This is a genomic window from Desulfotignum balticum DSM 7044, from assembly GCF_000421285.1.
Lineage (GTDB): Bacteria > Desulfobacterota > Desulfobacteria > Desulfobacterales > Desulfobacteraceae > Desulfotignum > Desulfotignum balticum.
In genome coordinates, this window is record NZ_ATWO01000001.1 from 2,374,205 (window position 1) to 2,390,647 (window position 16,443).

A 16,443-nucleotide genomic window follows, 5' to 3' on the forward strand; every position below is an offset into this window, starting at 1 on the left:
CTTTAATTAATTTTCACCTAAAGGATCTTGAAGAAGATGTCAATTTAGATAGGTAACATATGTTAAAATGGAATGCAATACCCGGCCCGGCCCGGGATATTCATAAAGAAAGCACCCGGCTATGGGACTGAAAATTCTGTTGGTGGATGATGAACAGGAATTTGTTGAAACCCTGTCTGAGCGTCTCCAGATGCGGGATATGGATTCTCATGCCGTGTTTGACGGGAAAACCGCGCTGGCACAGGTGCAGTCCCACCCCCCCCAGGTCCTGATCATTGACTTAAAAATGCCGGGTATGGACGGTATTCAGGTGTTGCAGCAGGTGAAACAGACCCATCCGTTTATTCAGGTGATTGTCCTGACCGGACATGGGTCGGAAAAAGACCGGAAAACCTGCATGGATTTAGGGGCATATGCGTATTTCCAGAAACCCGTTGATATCGACCAGTTAAATACCGCCATCCGGCAGAGTCATGAAAAAACCTTGACGGACCCACGGGATTCCATGGGGTTTGGCCGGCCTGTTGACAAAGGGTTTTACCAGCCATGACGCCTTTGCAGCGACTCAAACCCGCATTCTGGAATCTGCCGGATGATCCCGGCAATCACAGCGGGTTGAATCTCAAACGCAAATGGAAACTGATTGTTCTGCTCACCTCAATTCTGGCACTTTCTCCTTTGATCATCATGACCCTGGTGGATTTCAACCTGACCCGGCGCACCATTGAAACGGAATCCAACACCCGCATGCTTTCCAGCCTTCAGACCCTTGCCCGTATCATGGGCGCCTCTTTAGCGGAAAATCCGTCCACGGCCTGTGCCGAAACCCTGTGGCAAAAGGCCTTTCACCAGTTGAACACAAGACGGCACAACGATTTGTTTCTCATTGATGCCGCCGGCGACCTGGTGACCCCGTCGTTTCACTATGGCCGGGATCCCGGGCTGAACGCGCTGGATCCCCGCCTTTTAACCCAAACGGATGGGATCCTGGATTTGCAAACCCCGGACGGGACGGCCGTGCTGGCCGGATATGTCAAAATCACGGGCACACCCCTGACCCTGGTCCAGCTGCGACCGGCGGACTGGCTCAAAGATCTGTGGCTCAAACCCCGGCTCAAGCTGCTCTGGTTTTTATGTGTGAGCATTGTTTTAATCGTGTTGTCCATCATGGGGATGGCCACGTATCTGGTGAACCGGATTCACGTCACGGAACGCCGACGAATCGAAGCCCTTCACCACGAAGAACATGCCAACCGCCTGGCTTCCATCGGCCGGCTGGCCTCGGGCGTGGCCCATGAGATCAATAATCCCTTAGACATCATCAACCAGAAAACCGGACTGATCGTCGATCTATTGACCTTAAAAAAACAAACCCGACCGGACCCGCGCGTCTTACCTCTTGCGAAAGATGTGCTGGATGCAGTGAAACGCTGCGGCACCATTACCCGTCAACTGCTGGATTTTGCCCGGCATATGGAACCCAGCACCGAACCCGTGGATATCGAAGAAGTGATCTCCCAGGTACTGGCCCTGGTGGAAACGGATGCCCGTCACCGGGGCATTGCCATCCGGGTGCCCCCCATTCCGGCCGTGCCCGGATTTGAATGTGACCGCAGCAGTCTGCTCCAGATTTTTCTGAACCTGGCGGAAAACGCCATTATCGCCATGGAATCCAAAGGCGTTCTGACCATTGACGTGTCCATACAAAAAACCGGTTATGTGACCATCAGCGTGGCTGATACGGGCAAAGGCATTTCTCCGGAAGAACTGCCCAAAATTTTCGAACCGTTTTACACCTCCCGAAGCGACCGCTGGGGTGCGGGCCTCGGTCTGGCCATCACCTATGGCCTGATCCGGGAAATGGGCGGAGACATCACCGTGAAAAGCACGGTGGGCAAAGGCACCCGATTTGTTTTAACCCTGCCCGTGAAAGCGGTCCGGCAGACCGCATCCGATGGGTCACTCCAGCTGCCCAAAAACGAAATACCTGTCAAAACTGCGAATGAAAACAACATCCAGGGAGCCGCCCATGTCACCAAACAATGATCCGTGTCCGGAAACCGATCGCCTTGCTGATATGGCGGATGTCAAATTTTTCGGTGCCCTTGCCGCGGCCATGACCCATGACATGAAAAATGTGCTGGCCATTATCAATGAAAATGCCGGGCTTTTAGGGGATCTGGCCGTAAAAGCCCAAAAAAAAGCAACGCCCATTGATCCATTGAAAGCATCAACCATCAGTGAAAAGATCCGAAAAAATGTGACCCGGGCCGATACTATGATGAAGCGGTTCAACCGGTTTTCCCACAGCATGGATCATGCAGAGGAATTTGTGGACATGGAGGAAACGGTGATGCTTGTGGCAAGCCTTTCGGAACGGATCATCCGCCGGCACGGAGGCACCCTCACCGTGATTCCCCCGCCCGTTCCCTGCCGCATCCATGCCCGGCGGTTTGTTGTGCTTCATCTGATATTCAGGGCACTGGATATTTTATGCTGCAATCACGCCGATCCTGCATCTGACATTCAAAAACAGATGACGGTTCGGTTCGGCAGTGAGTTAACACGGCCTGAAATCTGTTTTACCCGGGATCCCGGTTTTATGATTAAAAGGGACGCCCTGTTTGACAGCCCCAAAGACCGGGCCTTACTGGCCCATGTAAAAATGAAAGTCAAAATGATGGATGCCGGGGCCGGATTCTGTCTGTGCACGGCCCGGCCTGAACATGGATGAGTTTTGCCGGGATAAAATCGGCAATCAGATTTTGGAATAAAGGAGAAAATCATGTCTGAAAAAGTGTTACTGGTGGATGATGAAAAAGAGTTTTTAGATATCATGTCCGAACGGATGCAAGAACGGGGAATGACCGTCAAAACCGCAGACTCGGCAGACCAGGCCATGGCCATGCTGGAAAAGGAAAGTTTTGATGCCATTGTCATGGATTTTAAAATGCCGGGTATGGACGGGATTCAGGCGTTGAAAAACATCAAGACGAAAAAACCGGAGCTGCAGATCATTTTGCTCACCGGATATGCCACCGTGGAAAAAACCGTGGAAGCCATGAAAATCGGTGCCACGGATCTGCTGGAAAAACCGGCGGATCTGGAGAAACTGGCCGCAAAAATCAAACAGGCCAAAGCCGAAAAAATGCTGGTGGTGGAAAAACAGACGGAAGACAAAATCAAGGACATCCTCAAGCGGTTTGGTGGATGAGTTCACTTAAGTTCCCTGACATTTTCTTGACAAAAACCGATTATCTGCATTATTACAGATCGGTAAATATGAATTTAAGGCGAGGATAAAGGCCTGCCAATAGATAGTGAGAAAGAAACGCACATTGATTGATTTACCCAAGATTTATTTACCCAAAAATTTAGGAGTGACATGAATACAAAAGCAACAGCCTCATCCGGCATTCAGATAGACTGGAAGCGGATCATGTTTCTGATGATTGGAATTATACTGTTTTCCGTGGTGTACTATTCTCCGCCCTGGCCGGATGCACTGGATCCCATGGGCAAGGCGTTCACTTTATCTCCCCAGGGCAAAGGAGCCATTGCCCTGTTTCTTTTGGCCGGCACCTGGTGGGTGTTTGAAGTGGTACCCATCGGTGTCACCGGCCTGGCCATCGGCGTGGTCCAGGCCCTGTTTTTCATCCGGCCGGCTGCGGATGCATTCAAGGATTTCATGGATCCGTCCGTATTGTTTATCTTCGGATCGTTGATCATCGGCACGGTGTTCACCAAGGTAGGTATCACCCGGCGCCTGGCCTATAAAATGCTCATCATCGTGGGAGAACGCACCTCCATGATCTATCTGGGCTGTTTTGTGGTCACGGCCCTGCTCACCCATGTCATGGCCCATACGGCCGTGGCCGCCACCATGTATCCTTTGCTGCTGTCCATTTATGCGTTGTACACGGATGAAGAAGGCCCCACCAAATTCGGCAAAGGGCTGTTCATGGGCATGGCGTTCGTGGCCGGGGCAGGGAGTATTATCACTTTGCTGGGAGCGGCCCGGGGCATTGTGGCCTTGGGATTCTATGAAGAAATTACCGGAAAATCGGTGTCTTTTTTCGAACTGACCTATTACATGTTTCCCATCGGCTGGGGGATGGTCTTTATCTTATGGGGATTTTTCATGGTGTTTTTCAAACCGGAAAAAGCCGTAATTCCGGGACTGCGGGAAAAAGCCAAACAGCTCAGCCATGAAATGGGATCGTTCACCCGCCATGAGATCATTGCCACGGGCATCATCTTCGGTGTGATTCTGTTTCTTTCCCTGCAATCCTTTATCCCGGTGTTAAAGCCGTTCAACAAGGCAGCAGTGCTCCTGGTCTCCACCATCTTATTTTTCATCGTGGGTATCCTGGATATCGGCGACTTGGAGGATGTGCCCTGGAACATTATCCTGCTGTTTGCCGGTGCCATGAGTATGGGCTTCTGTTTGTGGCAGACCGGGGCTGCAGAATGGCTGGCCATCAACTGGCTGAGTTTTTTCCAGAATGCCCACTGGTTCGTGTTTGTCATGGCCATTGCTTTTTTTGTCATGGTGATGACCAACTTTATCATGAATGTGGCCGCCATTGCCATTTCCGTGCCAGTGGCCCTGGTGGTGGCGCCTTACCTGGGCGTGGCCGCCGAAGTCATCGTATTTGCGGCCCTGGTCACCGCGGGCATGCCGTTCCTGCTCCTGGTGGGCGCGGCCCCCAATGCCATTGCCTATAACTCCGGACAGTTCACAAGCGGTGAGTTTTTCGGATACGGCATTCCAGCCAGTATTCTGCTCATGGCCCTGGTGGCCCTGGCCGTGCTGCTGATCTGGCCCCTGTTGGGCATGCCGATTCTTCTATAAATCAAGATCACTGATTAAACCGGTGCATTGACGATATGTTGTCAGTGCACCGGTGATTAATCAGACATGGCTGCGGTTTTGACATAGCGGGGCAGGTAAAGGATGAAACGGGTTCCCTGCTGCGGCGTGCTGGTCACCTGAATGAACCCATGGTTTTGTTTGACAATGCCGTATACGGTTGCCAGGCCCAGTCCGGTTCCTTTTTCAGGTGCTTTGGTGGTGTAAAACGGTTCAAAGATTCTTTCTCTGGTCTGGTCATCCATGCCGCACCCGTCATCCGTGACCGTCAACGTCACAAAGTCACCCGGAATAAAACCGGGATGTCGGGAACAAAAATGGTCATCCAGCCGGGTATTGTCTGTTTCAACCACGACCCGGCCCGCCGTATCTACGGCATCTTTTGCATTCACACACAAATTGAGCAGTACCTGATCGATCTGGGATGGATCCATAAAAAGATCCCACAACCCAGGTTTCGGATGCCATGACAATTGAATGTCTTTTCCCGTCACCTGGTCCAGCATCTTAAGCATGCCGTCGATGGTTTCATTAAGATCCAGGACACGGGGTGAGACTTCCTGCCTGCGGGCAAACGTCAACAGTTTCCGGGTCATATCACTGGTCCGTCTGGCCGCCCTGATAATTTCCTGAATATCGCTGTACAGCGGATCTTTGGGGGATATTTTCTCTAATGCCAGTTCCGCAAATCCCATGATCACATTGATCATGTTGTTGTAATCATGGGCCACCCCGCCGGCCAGCCGGCCCACGGATTCCATTTTCCGGGCATGGATCAGCTGGGCCTGGCTCTGACGAAGTTCGGTTTCCACTTTTTTCCGGGTCTCGATTTCCCGCTCCGCCTCCCGCATTTTCTGTTCCAATTTGGTCACCAGCCGCTCGCTGTACAGCTTGTATGCCTCCTCCTCTTCGATCACAGGACCGGACACGGCACTTTGTCCCTTTTGCGCCGCCGCCATCACTTCATTCACCGCAGTGATGAGCACATCCGGTTCACACGGCTTGACAATAAACCGGTCCGCACCGATTTTGAGGGCAAAGGCCTCGTCCTGGGGACCTGTATAGGTGGCTGTATAAAAAATAAGAGGGATGACTGTCAGAACGGGATCGTTTTTGATCCTGCGGCACAGCTGAAACCCGTCCATCACGGGCATGAGAATATCCGTGATGACCAGATCAATGTCGCCGGCCTGAACGATTTCAAAGGCTTTTTTTCCGTGGGGTGCGGAAATCACCTGGTGACCGTTTCCTTTGAGCAGGCTTTCCAGCAGATACAGGTTCGGCTCTTGGTCATCCACGATCAGAATATTCATGCCTCACCTCCCCGGGAGGAATCACCCGGCAGATACTGCCGGATCTGATCCACAAACGTATCGGGATTGATGGGCTTTTCAATATACCCGTCCGCCCCGGCGGCCAGCACTTTTTCCCGGTCTCCGGCCATAGCGTAGGAAGTGACTGCGATAATCGGTATATCCGCCAAATACGGAAGGGTTTTCAGTTCCGCGGCCACGGCATACCCGTCCATTTCCGGCAGCTGAATGTCCAGCAGAATGGCCCGGGGCCGATGGTGCAGGGCGGCATCAATGCCTTTTCTGCCGGTGTCTGCCCCGATGACGGCATACCCGTTTTTTTCCAGTAAAAACCGCATCATGTAAAAATTCTGGGGATTGTCCTCGATGATCAGTAATTCATCACTCATGATCTGACTCCTGGGATTTCGGGAAACGGATGGTAAAGGTGCTGCCCTGGCCGAAACGGCTTTTCACATCAATGGATCCCCCCATCAGCACAATCAGTTTTCTGCAGATGGACAGACCCAGACCCGTGCCTTCCCGTTTGCGGGACAGCCCCGTATCGATCTGGTGAAACGGCTGAAACAGATGCGTAAGCTCTTTGGGATCGATGCCGATGCCCGTGTCTGACACGGCCATTTCATACAGGGTGTCATGGGCCCGGCAGGTGACCCGGATCTCCCCTTTTTCCGTAAACTTGACCGCATTGTTGAGCAGGTTGAGAATGATCTGTTCGAGCCTTCGCTGGTCCAATGTCACGGCCCCCACATCCCCGCTGATATCCACAGAAAGGTCCAGCCCGTTTTTTTCTGCCAGCGGTTTCACCAGGTCAACGGTTTTCTCAACGGAGGCACGCAGGTCAAACGTGGAAACAGACAGCGTCAGCTGCCCGGCCTCGATCTTGGAAATGTCCAGCACATCATTGATCAGGGCCAGCAGATGCCGGGAACTGGTCTGCACCATGCCCAGCTGTTTTTTCTGCTCTTCGTTCAAAGGGCCTGCCAGGCCCTGGAGCAGAATGCCGGTGAACCCGATGATGGAATTCAGCGGGGTCCTCAGCTCATGGCTCATGGTGGCCAGAAACGCGGATTTGAGATGATCCGCCGCCTTTGCCTGTTCCATGGCGGCCGCCAGCTTTGCGGTCCGGTCCTTGATCCGATCCTCCATTTCCCGGTTGACCTTTCGCAGTTGCCGGGTGCGAATATCCACGGCCCGCTTGAGCAGAAAACTGCCGGCCAGGCTCATGACAAGAGCAATGCCGATGACCAGTCCCGACAGCTTGACCCATGCCGGCAAAAAAAACCGGGCCGTTTCATCGACCCAGTTTTTCAGGGTTTTGTAATAAATGGAATCCGGATCATTCTTGAATTGTTCCAGGTATCTGTCCAGGGTATCCAGCAACTCCTGACGTCCGGCAGGCGGGGCCGCGAAAAACAGCCGGGTGGGATTGAAAATAATGGCCGTGTCCTGGAGTCCGGCCGGTCTGGCAAATATCAGCCCGTTGAACCGGTTGGTCACAGCGGCATCGGCCTCTCCTTTTGCCACGGTGTCAAAAATGGTCTGGTAATCGGAGAATGAAATTAAGGTAAAATCAAACCCGAATCCTTTGGCCATCTGGTTGAAGGCCGTCTCCTGAACGGACCGTTCCAGCACCAGTACCTTTTTTCCGGCCAGGTCCACAATGGAAGAAATACCGCTGTTTTTCCGGGTATACACCTGGAACCAGTCCGACAGCACGGGCACCCGGTGAAAAGCGAACCGCGTCTCCCTTTCAGCCGTATGGGCCACATCCGGCATCAGATCGATTTGCCCCTGTGCCAGGCGGTCAAGGCCCTCCCCCCAGGTGCCGGGGACAAACGCCAGGTCCCAGTTTTCCTTAGCGGCAATTTCTCCGAGGATATCCATGAATATACCCGAAGGGGTGCCCGTGTCATCCATGAACACCTTGGGGGCGTTCTGATACACGCCGATCTTCACCCGGGTCCGGGCGCCGGACATATTGACATCGGTTACAAACACCCCCCAGCATACAGCCAGGAAAACCAACGCCAGCTTTGTGGTAATATCAGATAACATGATGCTCCCGGTATCTTGTGAAATACCCATTGCACAGTCCCCCAAGGATCCGGGTTATTGAAGCATGGTTATTACGACTTTATTTATCTTAAAGGGGAATTTAAGTGATGTCAAAGCATTTGACAGTCCGTTATGTTTTTAGTAAATTCCCCTTCCAGACCGACCGAATTCAACAGGAGGGCAGGTGTGAAAATCATAATTGTCGGCGCCGGAGAAGTGGGTTACAACATCGCCTCCCGCCTGGCTTCGGAAAGCAAACAAGTGGTGGTCATTGAAAGAAACCCGGACCTGGCCCGGGTGCTTTTTGAAGATCTGGATGTCCAGGTGATCGAAGGATCCGGCAGCAGCCCCACGGTTTTGAGCCGGGCAGGCATTCAGGACACGGATATACTGCTGGCCGTTACAGACAGTGATGAAATCAACCTGACCGCCTGTCTGGTCACCAACATGCTGTCTCCGTCCACCAAAAAACTGGCCCGCATCCGAAACACGGATTTCGACAGCTTTCATGAAATTTTTAAAACCCAGATTCCTTACATTGACACCATCATCAACCCGGAGATCGAGGTGGTCAAAACCATCCGACGGCTGGTGGATATCCCCCAGGCCCTGGATACGGGAGATTTCGCCGATGGCAAAGTGCGGTATACGGGCATCCGCATCGATTCCGCTTCCGTCATGGCCGGGATGTGCCTGAAAGATTTTCAGGAGCGGTTCGGGGCGACCCGGCCCCTGATCGCCGCTATTGTCCGGAAAGACGAAGTGATCGTGCCCCGGGGAAACGATTCTATTTATCCCGGGGATCTGGTGTATTTTGTCAGCCATGCCGATCAGCTCAAAGACACGTTGAAAATTTTCGGTATCCAGATCAAACCTATCCAAAGTGCATTGATCGTGGGCGGGGGACGTATCGGTGCCCGGCTGGCCACGCAGATGGAAAATGAAGGCATCAAAACCCGGTTGATTGAAGCAGACAAAGCCCGGTGCCTGGAGCTGGCGGAGCAGATGGACAAAACCGTGGTGCTGCATGGAGACGGCTCGGACCAGAAACTGTTTTTAGAAGAAAACCTCAACCAGATCGATGCCGTGATATCGGTGACAGACGATGATGAAACCAATGTGCTGGTCTCGCTTCTGGCCAAGAATTTAGGTGTTAAAAACACGGTAACCCGCATCGGAAAATCCAGTTATTATCCGTTTCTGACCACCATCGGCATTGAAAAGGTGGTCAGCCCCCGGTTGTCGGCCGTCAGTTCCATTCTTCAGAACGTCCGGCAGGGAAAAGTGCTGTCTGATATTTCCATCTTCGGCGAACGCGGGGAATTCATCCAGGCCGTGGCCTTAGAAACTTCCGATATCACCAACCGGCCTCTGAAAGACTTGAATATGCCCAAAGGGGCTTTGCTGGTGTGCATCATCCGCAACGGAGACATCATCATTCCCACGGGGGAAAGTGTGGTGACCCCCGGAGACCAGATCATTGTGTTCACGGTCAAACAGGCCGTGAAAAAAATGGAAAAACTGCTGACCGTGAAACTGGAATTCTTTTAAATGCGGTGGCGGTATATTTCAGGCATTGTCAGTATTTTTCTGCTGGTGCTGGCGCTCATCCTGCTCATCCCTTTGACGGTCAGCCTGTATTTCGGTGACGGGGCTCATTTTTCGCTGCTGGGGTCCATGGCGATCACGGCAACTGCCGGCCTGATCCTCAAACTGCTGTCCCGGCATATGGATGAAGATGCCCCGTTCATCAACCAGAGAGAAGGCATGGCCGTGGTGGCCTTAAGCTGGACGGCCATCGGGGTGTTCGGCGCCCTGCCCTTTTATTTTTCTCCGGATTTTTCTTCACTGACGGATGCCGTGTTTGAATCCATTTCCGGATTCACCACCACGGGTTCTTCCGTCATGACAAATATCGAGGCCGCACCCCCCAGCCTGCTGTTCTGGCGCAGCCTGATCCAGTGGCTGGGAGGCATGGGCATCATTGTGCTGTCTTTGGCCATTCTGCCCTTTTTGGGCGTGGGCGGAATCCAGCTGTATAAAGCGGAAGTGCCGAGCCCTGTGCCGGACAAGCTGGCCCCGCGCCTGACCGATTCCGCCAAAATCCTGTGGATGGTGTATGCCGGTCTGACCCTTTTGCTGGTGATGCTTCTGGCCATGGGCGGCATGCCCGTGTTTGAATCCATCTGTCATGCATTGACCACCCTGCCCACGGGGGGGTTTTCTCCCAAAAACGCTTCCATTGCCCATTATGACAGCGCGTATATCCATTATGTGATCGTCATTTTCATGGTTCTGGCCGGCATCAATTTTTCCCTGCATTTTCAGATGCTCCGGGGCAAGCCCCTGGTCTTTTTCCGGGACACGGAATGCAAGGTTTTTTTAGGCCTTGTGCTGGTATTCACCGTTGCCATCACCCTGGATATCCACGGCCGGGTGTATGACTCGTTTGCCGCTGCATTTCAATCGGCATCCTTTCAGGCGGTTTCCATTCTCACCACCACGGGCTATGCCACGGCTGATTATGAACTGTTTCCGGGTCTCAGCCAGGTGATTCTGTTTGTCTGCATGTTTATGGGGGCATCGGCCGGGTCCACAGGCGGCGGCATGAAAATCGCCCGGTTGATTGTGTGCGCCAAGTTTGCCTACCGGGAACTGTTCCGCCTGATCCACCCCAGAAACATCCGGCATGTCAAACTGAACAAACGGGTGGTGTCCGAAGATGTGCTCCGGTCCATCATGGGATTTCTGGCCCTGTACCTGTTTTTGTTTGTGGTGGCCGGCGCCGTTCTGGCAGCCATGGGCCTGGATCTGCTCACTGCCCTGGGCGCGGTGGCCTCCTGCCTTGGCAACATCGGACCCGGATTCGGCACGGTGGGTCCGGCGGAAAATTTCGTCCATCTCCCGGCCATGGCCAAATGGGTTTTGACCTGGTGCATGCTGCTGGGAAGACTGGAAATCTATACGGTCATTATTCTGGTGGTGCCGGAATTCTGGAAGTAGCAGAAAATATGATCCCGGGCAGATTAGGACAGATATTTTTCCCGGCTGTTATCTGTTCACCTGAACACCTGCCCCTCGTCATGTTTTTTTCCCGGCTGTAAAAAATCGTGACGAAATGATTGTTTCGCCTGAATCAATGGCGTTGCCCTCTGTGAAATAAATCCGGAAAATTTTAACAAAAACGCTTTAAAAACAATTGATTATGCGAACATAAAATCGTCTTTCATTGTCTGGCATACAAATTGAAACGGTTAAGATTCAAAACAGGCAAAAAAATGGTTTTAAGGTTTTTGCCTAAAACCCGGACAACTCAATGACTAACAATGGAGGAACGATCATGAAAAAATCAATGTTTGCATCGTGTGTGATGAGTATTTTGTTTCTGGTGTTATCTTTCAATGTACCCGTGAATGCATCCGCCGGCCAGACGCTGCGGTACAGTGCGTCCGCCCAGGTCTTTGAAGGATTTGACAGTGCCCGGCTCGACACGTTTACCCAGGATACGGGCATTGCCATTGATCTGTATGTGGCATCATCCCAGTCCTGTGTCTACCGGCTGTTGCAGGACATGACCGATGTGGCCAGTTCGGTCCGGCCCCTGTCCCAGCGGGAAAAAGATTTCGGGCTGAACGCCATCCCTTTTGCCAAAGATCCTTTGGCTGTGATCACACACAAATCCACCCCCGTGGATGCTTTGACCACTGAACAGCTTCAGTCGCTTTTTTCCGGCAATGTCGCCAACTGGAAAGAGGTGGGCGGACCGGATCTGGCCGTCACCCTGGTGGTTCCCGGAGAACAGACCGGTGCCCACAAAAACTTCAGGCGCCAGGTGATGCGCCACAATGATGTGCAGTTTGATTACATGACCTACACTTCCACCCGGGTGCTGGAAGCCATTGAATCTTTGCCGGCCGGTGCCGTGTCCTTCATTTCCAGAGGCGCCCAGATCACCCATCCCAAGGTGAAGGTGATTCTGATTGATGGTACAAAACCCGGCGATGCGGATTACCCCTTTTATCAGATATTCAATCTGGTGACCAAAGGCGAACCGGCCGGCACCGTCAAAACGTTTGTGGACTTCATTACATCTGACAAGGGAAAGGCCCTGATCCTGGAAAGGGGTATGCTGCCAGTCGAATGATCCAGTCTTTTGGGACACGCTCCTTAAATGACAGACCGGACCGGTGCCGGGCATCGGTCCGGGGGAAGCGTCTTCAAATCATCTGAGCTGTTTCACGCCCCGTTTCAATGAATGAATCAGGGGCGTGAAATATTTGGGTGGTCATCGTTGGCCGTGCGCTGGGAACCATGGATGAATGAGAGGGACGATCCGAATTGGCACACTTGCAAACATTGGAAAACGGGTCCGCGTATCTTCCGAAGATATTTCAGGGAAACCGAAATGTCCGAAAGATGCTTATCGGTGTGATCCTTGCCACTGTGTTCTGTCTGGGGGTCACTGCTTATCTGGATATGCAGGCGGCCCGGCACCTTGGAAATATGGCCAGAAAGCAGTTCAATGATCAGCAGATGGTCATTGCCCGGCACATCCGGCGACAGGTGGAATCGGAGCTGTCATTTGTCGGCAAAGAACTGGCACGTGCCGGCGACATCCTTTCCCGGGAAAACGGCCGGATCGTTCCGGCCCGGCCCGCCCTGGAACCATTGTTCTCCCGGCTGCTGGAAAAAAGTGTTTTCCGCATTAATATCCGGATGCCGGATCAACCCCAGGTTCATTCGTTCGGATATCCGCGCCAGTGGCAAATCCGTGCCCCCGAACCGGATTTCCTGTCTTCTTTGACATTGCCGCCGGAACCATCCGGTCTCTTTTTTTCCGATCCCGTTCATCAATCCCCCGTTCATCAATCCGGGAATATACATATCCAGATGGCTTGGCAGGTGGCAGATATCAATCTGATTTTGATTGCCGAACTGGATATCAGCCGGTTTCTGGGCCGGTTTCTGGATGATGTCCGTTCCGGCAGCACGGGCTACGCCTGGGTGATTGACGGCAACGGCATTTTTTTATATCACCCCTACACCCGGTTTATCGGCAAAAGCGCGTTTTCAGCAAGGGAAAAACGGGATACCGGTCTGACCCATCACGCCATCGCCTTTATTCAGGAAAACCATATGCTGGCCGGTCACACCGGGACGGGTTCCTATACGGCCGGATGGCACCGGGGATTGACGGGAAATATTGAAAAACTGATCGCCTATTGCCCCATTACCATACCGGGCACACCCGCCGGCACCTGGTCTGTCGCCGTGGTGGCACCTGTTTCCGAAATCGACGGTTACATCAACCAGGCCGCTGCCTGGCGATTTCTGCTCCATGCACTAGTTCTTTTTGTGGTGGTCGTATCCGGAAGCGTCCTGCTTTTCAGAGAAATCCGATGGACCAACCGGCTGGAAGATAAAGTGGCGCAACGGACCCATGACCTGCAACGGTCGGAAGAAAAATACCGGTCTGTAGTGGAAAGTGCGGAAGATTTTATTTTTACCCTGGACCAGGACGGCCGGTTCCAGTCCATGAACAGTTTTACCGCCAGTTTTTTCGGAGGAAGGCCTGAAGAGTTCATTCACCGCAGCATCGACCAGGTCCTTAACAAGCCTTCTTCCCAAAAACATTTAAAAATGCTGGACCTGGTTTTCCGTCACCAGAAAAGCGTGAGAAATGAATTTACCTTGCAGGCCGGCGAACATGACCTCTGGGTCAGTGCCAATTTCATGCCCATCCGCAATGAATCCGGCCGGGTGGAATCCGTACTGTGCATTGCCAGGGATGTCACCAATGAAAAAAACCTGGAACGACAGCTCATCAACACGGAAAAACTGGCTTCCCTGGGAACCCTGGCCGCCGGCGTGGCCCATGAGATCAACAACCCTTTGGGCGTGATCCTTGGGTTCACTGACCTGCTGGTGAGAAAAACCGCCAAAGACTCCCAGGCGTATGAAGATCTGAAAACCATTGAAAGACAGGGCATACACTGTAAACAAATTGTGGAAAACCTGCTGCGGTTCGCCCGTTTCGGAGAAGGAAACACGGCCAGTTGCGATGTCAACGACGCCATCCGGGAGGTGATCAACATCGTGCGCCATACCCTGGAAATGGAATCCATCGATCTGAACATCGAACTGGATGACACCATGCCTCTGGTTTGCGGGGATTCCAGGGAATTGCAGCAAGTGTTTTTGAATCTGATCAACAATGCCTGTGCCGCCATGAAACAGGGAGGTATTCTGACGATTCAATCCAGATTTATATCAAACGGGAACAAGTCGGAAATCAAGATTCAGGACACTGGCCATGGTATTTCCTCAAAACATATCGATCGGATTTTCGAACCGTTTTTCACCACCAAACCCGAAGGAGAAGGCACGGGCTTAGGCCTGTCCGTCACCTATGGCATTGTCAGCAAATACGGCGGCATTATCGACTGCAAAAGCGCGCCTGCCGGTTTCCAAAACGAGGCAAACACTGCACATGGTACCCTTTTTACGATCAAACTGCCTGTTTTTAACAAGGAGATATAATGTCATTGAAGATTCTTGTTGTGGATGATGAAAAAGACATTCTGGCCCTGCTTTCCAGATACATCACTGAAGATACCGATTATCAGGTCCAGACTGAAAACGATCCCGTGGAGGCATTGGCAGTATTTAAACAGAAACGGTTCGACCTGGTGATCATGGATTTAAAAATGCCGAAAATGGGGGGCCTTGATCTCTTACGTCAGATCAAGAACATTCAGCCCGACACATCGGCCATTATCATGACCGCCTATGCCACTATTGAAACTGCGGTGGAAGCGATCCAGGAAGGGGCGTATGATTACATCACCAAGCCTTTCCGCCGGGAACGGATTCTGTTGACCATTGACAAAGCCCTGCAATGGCGGCGGATGATTTTTGAAAACATGGCCTTAAGGGAAGAACTGGTTCACAAGGATGCCACCCGGCCCCTCATCGGATCGTCCAATGCCATCAGATCCGTTATCCAGGAAATCAAACAGGTGGCCCCCACCACGGCCACGGTGCTCATCACCGGGCCGAGCGGAACCGGAAAAGAGCTGGCAGCCCGGGCCATCCACCAGTTCAGCCTGCGCAAAGACTTTCCCATGATCACGGTCAACTGTACGGCCATTTCAGAAAACGTGATTGAAAGCGAATTGTTCGGCCATGTCAAAGGGGCTTTTACCGGGGCCTGGAAGGACAAGAAAGGCCTGATGGAGGAAGCGGACGGCAGCACCCTGTTTCTGGATGAAATCGGGGATTTGAATCTTTCCATGCAGACCAAATTGCTGCGCCTTCTCCAGGAAGGAGAATATAAACCCGTGGGCAGCACCCGCACCCGGCATGCGGACATCCGGTTCGTGGCAGCCACCAACCATGATCTGGAAACAGACATAAAAAACGGGATGTTCAGAGAAGATCTGTTTTACCGGCTCAATGTGATCTGTCTGGACATGCCCGGCCTGGACCGGCGGCCGGAGGACATCCCTTTGCTTGCCCAACATTTTATAAAAAAATATGCCCTGTTGTATCAGAAAGATATCACACAGATATCGGAATCCGCGCTGAAACACCTGAAAGCGCATTCCTTTTCCGGCAATGTTCGGGAGCTGGAAAACCTGATTGAACGGGGGGTTATTTTCTGCCGCACCACAGCCCTTGAACCGGAGGATATTTTTCCGGGTGCCGGGGTGCCGACTGACATCCCATCCAGTGAGACGTCCAGAGATATTCTTGAAATGCCGTTCCGGGAAGCCAAAGAAGCGGCGTTGGCCCTGTTTTACAATCAATATATCAAAAACGCGCTCACACACAGCAGCGGCAACATCAGCCGGGCCGCTGAAAAGGCGGGGATCCAGCGCCAGTATCTTCACCGCCTCATAAAGGAAACGGGCCTGGATGCGGAAGGTTTCAAACTTTCCTTATGATTAGACATATTTTTTCAACCCCAGTTTTTCCAGGGCATCATCCAGGCGGACGATGCCCATGGGATGCCCGTTTTTGACCACGGCAATGCGGTTGATCCCGTAAAGCAGCATCAACTGCACGGCATGGGTCAGCCTGTCTTCCGGGGTGACCGCATAATCCAGGCTCACGCCGGATGAGAAAGGCATCAGAACGGTTTTGACTTTGCATGATTCCATTGCTGCGGGCCTCCATTCCCAGAGGGGGAGACAGGCC

At 52.6% G+C, this 16,443-nt stretch carries 14 protein-coding genes; 10 read left to right on the forward strand and 4 right to left on the reverse strand.

Features of this window, described 5'->3' with window-relative positions:
- The first annotated feature begins 121 nt into the window (after window positions 1–121).
- The 5 genes from K365_RS0111890 (at window position 122) to K365_RS0111910 (ending at window position 4,855) form a co-directional block, all read left to right on the forward strand.
- Window positions 122–550, forward strand: a complete 429-nt coding sequence (locus tag K365_RS0111890) for a response regulator (protein ID WP_024334731.1) — start codon at window positions 122–124, stop codon at window positions 548–550.
- Window positions 547–2,046, forward strand: a complete 1,500-nt coding sequence (locus tag K365_RS0111895) for a sensor histidine kinase (protein ID WP_024334732.1) — start codon at window positions 547–549, stop codon at window positions 2,044–2,046. The genes K365_RS0111890 and K365_RS0111895 overlap by 4 nt, the downstream gene beginning before the upstream one ends.
- Window positions 2,030–2,734 (forward strand): sensor histidine kinase, encoded by a 705-nt coding sequence (locus K365_RS26565; RefSeq protein ID WP_024334733.1) that lies wholly within the window; start codon window positions 2,030–2,032, stop codon window positions 2,732–2,734. The genes K365_RS0111895 and K365_RS26565 overlap by 17 nt, the downstream gene beginning before the upstream one ends.
- A gap of 51 nt (window positions 2,735–2,785) precedes the next feature.
- Window positions 2,786–3,214 carry a response regulator gene (locus K365_RS0111905; protein ID WP_006965025.1) on the forward strand — a complete coding sequence of 143 codons (429 nt, stop codon included), beginning with the start codon at window positions 2,786–2,788 and terminating at the stop codon, window positions 3,212–3,214.
- A gap of 171 nt (window positions 3,215–3,385) precedes the next feature.
- Window positions 3,386–4,855: an SLC13 family permease gene (locus K365_RS0111910; protein ID WP_024334734.1), complete on the forward strand. Its 1,470-nt coding sequence runs from the start codon at window positions 3,386–3,388 to the stop codon at window positions 4,853–4,855.
- A 56-nt stretch (window positions 4,856–4,911) separates the two neighbouring features.
- On the opposite strand, the gene K365_RS26570 is transcribed toward K365_RS0111910, so the two are convergent.
- Genes K365_RS26570 through K365_RS0111925 form a run of 3 tightly spaced genes read right to left on the reverse strand, consistent with a single transcriptional unit; the run spans window position 4,912 to window position 8,244 of the window.
- Window positions 4,912–6,186, reverse strand: coding sequence for a response regulator (locus K365_RS26570; RefSeq protein ID WP_024334735.1), 1,275 nt, complete (start codon window positions 6,184–6,186; stop codon window positions 4,912–4,914).
- Window positions 6,183–6,575: a response regulator gene (locus tag K365_RS0111920; protein WP_024334736.1), complete on the reverse strand. Its 393-nt coding sequence runs from the start codon at window positions 6,573–6,575 to the stop codon at window positions 6,183–6,185. The genes K365_RS26570 and K365_RS0111920 overlap by 4 nt, the downstream gene beginning before the upstream one ends.
- Window positions 6,568–8,244: an ATP-binding protein gene (locus tag K365_RS0111925; RefSeq protein WP_029725226.1), complete on the reverse strand. Its 1,677-nt coding sequence runs from the start codon at window positions 8,242–8,244 to the stop codon at window positions 6,568–6,570. Before K365_RS0111925 ends, K365_RS0111920 begins: the two co-directional genes overlap by 8 nt.
- Before the next feature lie 132 nt (window positions 8,245–8,376).
- Between K365_RS0111925 and trkA the strand changes: the two genes are divergently transcribed.
- The 5 genes from trkA (at window position 8,377) to K365_RS0111955 (ending at window position 16,190) form a co-directional block, all read left to right on the forward strand.
- Window positions 8,377–9,795 carry a Trk system potassium transporter TrkA gene (gene trkA / locus K365_RS0111930; protein ID WP_084489814.1) on the forward strand — a complete coding sequence of 473 codons (1,419 nt, stop codon included), beginning with the start codon at window positions 8,377–8,379 and terminating at the stop codon, window positions 9,793–9,795.
- On the forward strand, window positions 9,796–11,247 hold the full coding sequence (locus K365_RS0111935) for a TrkH family potassium uptake protein (protein WP_024334739.1): 1,452 nt from the start codon (window positions 9,796–9,798) through the stop codon (window positions 11,245–11,247).
- A 337-nt stretch (window positions 11,248–11,584) separates the two neighbouring features.
- Window positions 11,585–12,388 carry a substrate-binding domain-containing protein gene (locus K365_RS0111945; protein ID WP_024334740.1) on the forward strand — a complete coding sequence of 268 codons (804 nt, stop codon included), beginning with the start codon at window positions 11,585–11,587 and terminating at the stop codon, window positions 12,386–12,388.
- A gap of 194 nt (window positions 12,389–12,582) precedes the next feature.
- Window positions 12,583–14,784, forward strand: coding sequence for a sensor histidine kinase (locus K365_RS26575; protein ID WP_156887716.1), 2,202 nt, complete (start codon window positions 12,583–12,585; stop codon window positions 14,782–14,784).
- On the forward strand, window positions 14,784–16,190 hold the full coding sequence (locus tag K365_RS0111955; RefSeq protein WP_024334742.1) for a sigma-54-dependent transcriptional regulator: 1,407 nt from the start codon (window positions 14,784–14,786) through the stop codon (window positions 16,188–16,190). Before K365_RS26575 ends, K365_RS0111955 begins: the two co-directional genes overlap by 1 nt.
- On the opposite strand, the gene K365_RS28240 is transcribed toward K365_RS0111955, so the two are convergent.
- The gene (locus K365_RS28240; protein WP_006965014.1) at window positions 16,191–16,406 is read right to left on the reverse strand and encodes a CBS domain-containing protein; all 216 of its coding nucleotides are present in this window, start codon (window positions 16,404–16,406) and stop codon (window positions 16,191–16,193) included.
- Window positions 16,407–16,443: the final 37 nt, after the last annotated feature.

Coding starts and splice junctions, on each gene's coding strand:
- K365_RS0111910 (WP_024334734.1), top strand. CDS start 3,386: ATGAATACAAAAGCAACAGCCTCATCCGGCATTCAGATAGACTGGAAG.
- K365_RS0111955 (WP_024334742.1), top strand. CDS start 14,784: ATGTCATTGAAGATTCTTGTTGTGGATGATGAAAAAGACATTCTGGCC.
- K365_RS28240 (WP_006965014.1), bottom strand. CDS start 16,406: ATGGAATCATGCAAAGTCAAAACCGTTCTGATGCCTTTCTCATCCGGC.
- K365_RS0111935 (WP_024334739.1), top strand. CDS start 9,796: ATGCGGTGGCGGTATATTTCAGGCATTGTCAGTATTTTTCTGCTGGTG.
- K365_RS0111890 (WP_024334731.1), top strand. CDS start 122: ATGGGACTGAAAATTCTGTTGGTGGATGATGAACAGGAATTTGTTGAA.
- trkA (WP_084489814.1), top strand. CDS start 8,377: ATGTTTTTAGTAAATTCCCCTTCCAGACCGACCGAATTCAACAGGAGG.
- K365_RS0111920 (WP_024334736.1), bottom strand. CDS start 6,575: ATGAGTGATGAATTACTGATCATCGAGGACAATCCCCAGAATTTTTAC.
- K365_RS26565 (WP_024334733.1), top strand. CDS start 2,030: ATGTCACCAAACAATGATCCGTGTCCGGAAACCGATCGCCTTGCTGAT.
- K365_RS0111895 (WP_024334732.1), top strand. CDS start 547: ATGACGCCTTTGCAGCGACTCAAACCCGCATTCTGGAATCTGCCGGAT.
- K365_RS0111905 (WP_006965025.1), top strand. CDS start 2,786: ATGTCTGAAAAAGTGTTACTGGTGGATGATGAAAAAGAGTTTTTAGAT.
- K365_RS0111925 (WP_029725226.1), bottom strand. CDS start 8,244: ATGTTATCTGATATTACCACAAAGCTGGCGTTGGTTTTCCTGGCTGTA.
- K365_RS26570 (WP_024334735.1), bottom strand. CDS start 6,186: ATGAATATTCTGATCGTGGATGACCAAGAGCCGAACCTGTATCTGCTG.
- K365_RS0111945 (WP_024334740.1), top strand. CDS start 11,585: ATGAAAAAATCAATGTTTGCATCGTGTGTGATGAGTATTTTGTTTCTG.